Origin of the sequence: Hydrogenophaga sp., from assembly GCF_031426985.1 — a bacterium.
Classification (GTDB): Bacteria; Pseudomonadota; Gammaproteobacteria; order Burkholderiales; family Burkholderiaceae_C; genus Hydrogenophaga.
Window position 1 is genome coordinate 1 of the sequence record NZ_JASJOY010000051.1, and the last position, 4,215, is coordinate 4,215.

The window sequence follows — 4,215 nt, forward strand, 5'->3', positions numbered from 1 at the left end:
CACATCCTCAACGGCAGCACCACCGTGATCGACCCGCCCGACGGCCACATGGGCGACTACCTCGATTCGCTGGACAAGCTCGACCGGCTGTGCGCTGCGCACGGCGTGCACTTCATCCTGCCCGCGCACGGGTACGTGCTGGGCGACCACCCGCGCAGCGCGGACCACCCCAGCAGCCCCGGGCACGGCGGCGCCCGCGCCGCCATCGCCCACCTCAAGGCCCACCGCCTGGCACGCGAAGCCAAGGTCGCCGGCGCGATGCAGGCCATCCCCGACGGAACGATGGACGACTGGGTGAAGATCGCCTACGACGACGTGCCCGAACGCCTGTGGCCGGTGGCCAAACGCTCGATGCTGGCGCATGTCGAACACATCCAGAGCCTGGGCGGGTTCAACGCATGACGCGCCACCCTGTACCCATGGTTCTGGCCTTCGCGCTCGTGACCTGGGTGGTGCCCGCGTCAGCCAGCATGAACCTGGCCCTCGAAAAAGGCTGCCTGAGCTGCCACGGCAGCCCGCCGCGCGGCAAAGCGCCGACCATGGCCGAACTCGCCTCGCGCTACGCCACCGCCCGTGGCAACGAAGCCGAGATCACCAAGCTCTCGGCCCATCTGCGTGAACACCACCTGTTCGGCGGCGTGCCGGCGCACGAACGCATCAGCGCCGAGGAGGCCGAGCGCTTTGTGCGCTGGCTGGTCGACGGCGGCCGCTGAGCGGCTGGGCCATCCGCCCTCCCCTGCGTCGCCAACATCCACGACCAACTGGCCGCGCTGGACGCGGCCATTCAGGTTCCATTCGCAGCAAAGGACCTCGCCATGCAAAACACCCGCTGGTATTCGCGCTTCGCCAAAGCCGCGGCCCACTTTTGTGGCCGCCCGCGCGTGTTCACGCTCGCGGTGGCGGTCGTCGGGATCTGGCTGCTGACCGGGCCGCTGTTCGGCTTCAGCGACACCTGGCAGCTGGTCATCAACACCGGCACCACCATCATCACCTTCCTGATGGTGTTCCTGATCCAGAACACGCAGAACCGCGACACCGAGGCGATCCAGGTCAAGCTCGACGAACTCATCCGCGCCACCCAGGGCGCGCACAACGCCCTGCTGGACCTGGAAGAACTGGAAGAAGAAACGCTCGACGCGTTCAAGGCGCGGTACCTGGCGCTGGCAGCCGCCGCCCGCACCCGGCTGGACCGGGGGGCACAGGACACGGACACGCCCGAGGCCTGAAGAAATAAAGTGTGAAGCGCGCCGATAAGCCGGATTCTGTGCACCCGGGTTGCCCCGGATGTGACCGCCATTCCTCTGGGCCGGGGGTTGCCCACCCGGCTCGGTGCTACCTACCCGCCAGCTCCGCGGAACCACATCAACGCTGGCCTATTTGGTATTGCTGCGCGTAGAGATTGCCCGTTTCACCCGCACTGAAGCGGCTCGTCTCTGTTGCTCTGATCCTCACCTTAGGGCTCTCCGGGTTGCCCCTTCAAACTGGTCGGTGGAGAGGTGTTACCTCCTACGCTGTCCTGTGCAGTCCGGACGTTCCTCCAGTGCTCCCTTTCGGGTCCTCTTGCGAGGTTGCACCAGCGGCGGTCTGGCGCGCTTCACGGGCGGGATTATCCCTCACGCCAGCCCCCTCAGATGAGTTTTCGGATCTTGCGGTGCCGCCACACGCCCAGGTAGTAGCCCGACTGCAGCACCAGCATGGCCACATAGGCCACCGGGAAGGCGATCCAGATGCCCGCCAGCCCCAGCCGCGCGTCCAGCCCATGCGCCACCGGCAGCTGCACGCCCAGGATGCAGAACACCGAGATCGCCATCGGCACCAGCACGTCGCCGCTGGCGCGCATGACGCCGCCGATCACCGCCTGGAAACCGAACACCAGGATGCTCCAGAGCATCAGGTGCAGCAGATGCTGCGCCTGCGCCATGACCGGCGCCTGCGTCAGGAACAGGCCCAGCGCCCAGCCCGAGACGGCGTAGCCCAGCAGCACGAGGCCGCCAGTGAGCGCCGCGTTCAGGCCCAGCCCCGTCTTCAGAATGGCGCCCAAGCGCTCGATGCGGCCGGCACCGATGGACTGCGCCGCCAGGATGGACGCGGTGATGGCGATCGAGAGCGCCGGGAACTGCACGTAGTTGACGATCTGCGTCACCGCCCCGTAGGCCGCCGTGGCCTGCGAACCGTGGCGGTTGACCAGCGCGAGGATGACCAGCTCCGACAGCGAGATCACCACCATCTGCAGGCCGGTCGGCAGGCCGATGCGCATCACCTGGCCGAGGATGGCGCGGTCCAGCCGGAGCGCGTGCAGCAACGCGCGGTCGGGCGCCAGCACGTGGTTCAGGCGCCGCAGCCGCAACACCAGAAACCCCAGGGCGGTGGTGGTCGAGACCAAGCCGGCCAGCGCCGCGCTGCGGATGCCCAGCGGCGGCAGCCCGATCCAGCCCTTGATCAGCAGCGGCGTCAGCGCCAGGCCCACCGTGGTCGACAGCAGCAGTGCCAGCAGGGGCGAGACGGTGTCGCTGACGCCGCGCAGCAGCTGCGTGAGCAGGATGAACACCAGCAGCAGCGGCATGAACAGCATCATCATGCGGGCGTAGGCCACCGCGTCGTCCAGCACATCGGCCGGCGTGCCCAGCGCGGTCATGGCCTCGCGGGCGAACACCGTGCCCGCCACCGCAGCCACCAGGCCGATCAGCGCCCCCAGGGTGAGCGCGGTGCCGGCGACCTGCTTGACCTTGTGCGGCTCGCGCGCGCCCCAGGCCTGGCCGATCAGCACCGAAGCGCCCGCGCCCAGGCCGATGATCAGCGAGATGAAGAAGAACACGATGGGGAACATGCCCGAGACCGCTGCCAGCGCGTGGGTGCCCAGCATCTGGCCGATGTAGATGCCGTTGAGCGTGCCCGAGAGGCCCTGCAGGATGTTCGACAGCACCATGGGCACCAGGAACACCAGGTAGACGCGCCACAGGGGCTTGACGGAGGGGACGGGCACACGGGCGGCGGACGGGGTCATGCGGTGATTGTCTCCGGCGACAATACGGCCCCTCGCTGCTTGATGAACACAAGCCCCACGACACCATGATCCGCATCGCCGAACTCAAACTGCCCCTGGCCGAGGTGCCCGCCGAGCACCGCCGCGCCGCCGACGCCCCCACCGAAACCGATCAGGACCGCGTGCCACCGCCGCACCCGGTGGAAGCCCTCACCCGGCTGGCCGCGCAGGCGCTGGGCATCGCGCCCGACGGCATCGCCGGCCTGACGGTGTTCAAGCGCAGCTTCGACGCGCGCAAGGCCGATCTGCTGGCGGTCTACATCGTCGACGTCACGCTGACCGACCCGGCGCAGGAGGCGGCCCTGCTGGCGCAGCACGACAAGCACCCGCACATCCAGCCCACGCCCGACATGGTCTGGCACGCGCCCGGGCAGGCGCCCGCCGGCTGGCCGGCCACCGAAGCCGACCGCCCGGTGGTGGTCGGCCTGGGGCCGTGTGGCCTGTTCACCGCGCTGGCGCTGGCGCAGATGGGCCTGCGCCCCATCGTGCTCGAACGCGGCAAGCCGGTGCGCGAGCGCACCAAGGACACCTGGGGCCTGTGGCGCAAGAAGGTGCTGAACCCGCAGAGCAACGTGCAGTACGGCGAGGGCGGCGCCGGCCTGTTCTCCGACGGCAAGCTCTACAGCCAGATCAAGGACCCGCGCTTCCTCGGCCGCAAGGTGATGAACGAGTTCGTCGATGCCGGCGCGCCGCCCGAGATCCTGTACCAGGCGCACCCGCACATCGGCACCTTCAAGCTGGTCAAGGTGGTCGAGGCCATGCGCGAGAAGATCGTCGCACTGGGCGGCGAGATCCGCTTCCAGCAGCAGGTGGTGGGCGTGGCGCTGGCACCCGCCGCCAACGGCCAGCAGCAACTGGCCGCCCTGCGCGTGCAGCGGCTGGACACGGGCGAGACGGTCGAGATGCCGGCGCACCGTGCCGTGTTCGCGCTGGGCCACAGCTCGCGCGACACCTTCGCCCTGCTGCACGACGCGGGCGTGTTCCTGGAAGCCAAACCTTTCTCGGTGGGCTTCCGCATCGAGCACCCGCAGAGCGTGATCGACCGCGCCCGCTGGGGCCGCCACGCGGGCCACCCGCTGCTGGGCGCGGCCGACTACAAGCTGGTGCACCACGCCCAGAACGGCCGCGCGGTCTACAGCTTCTGCATGTGCCCGGGCGGCACGGTGGTGGCC

4 protein-coding genes, 1 other RNA gene and 1 pseudogene are annotated in these 4,215 nt (G+C 69.2%); 4 read left to right on the top strand and 2 right to left on the bottom strand.

Annotated elements, in window-relative coordinates; genetic code table 11:
* The 3 genes and pseudogenes from RMP09_RS07245 to RMP09_RS07255 form a co-directional block, all read left to right on the top strand.
* Positions 1 to 402, top strand: a pseudogene (locus RMP09_RS07245) (MBL fold metallo-hydrolase); the annotation flags it as partial.
* Positions 403 to 419: 17 nt separating this feature from the next.
* Positions 420 to 713: a c-type cytochrome gene (locus RMP09_RS07250; RefSeq protein ID WP_310565302.1), complete on the top strand. Its 294-nt coding sequence runs from the start codon at positions 420 to 422 to the stop codon at positions 711 to 713.
* Positions 714 to 815: 102 nt separating this feature from the next.
* Positions 816 to 1,226, top strand: a complete 411-nt coding sequence (locus RMP09_RS07255) for a low affinity iron permease family protein (RefSeq protein ID WP_310565303.1) — start codon at positions 816 to 818, stop codon at positions 1,224 to 1,226.
* Between the two features lie 9 nt (positions 1,227 to 1,235).
* On the opposite strand, the gene rnpB is transcribed toward RMP09_RS07255, so the two are convergent.
* An RNA gene (rnpB, locus tag RMP09_RS07260) (RNase P RNA component class A) lies at positions 1,236 to 1,596 on the bottom strand.
* A gap of 31 nt (positions 1,597 to 1,627) precedes the next feature.
* Positions 1,628 to 2,983 (bottom strand): MATE family efflux transporter, encoded by a 1,356-nt coding sequence (locus tag RMP09_RS07265; RefSeq protein WP_409559695.1) that lies wholly within the window; start codon positions 2,981 to 2,983, stop codon positions 1,628 to 1,630.
* Positions 2,984 to 3,069: 86 nt separating this feature from the next.
* Between RMP09_RS07265 and RMP09_RS07270 the strand changes: the two genes are divergently transcribed.
* On the top strand, positions 3,070 to 4,215 hold a 1,146-nt coding region (locus tag RMP09_RS07270; protein ID WP_409559694.1), incomplete at its 3' end, for an NAD(P)/FAD-dependent oxidoreductase.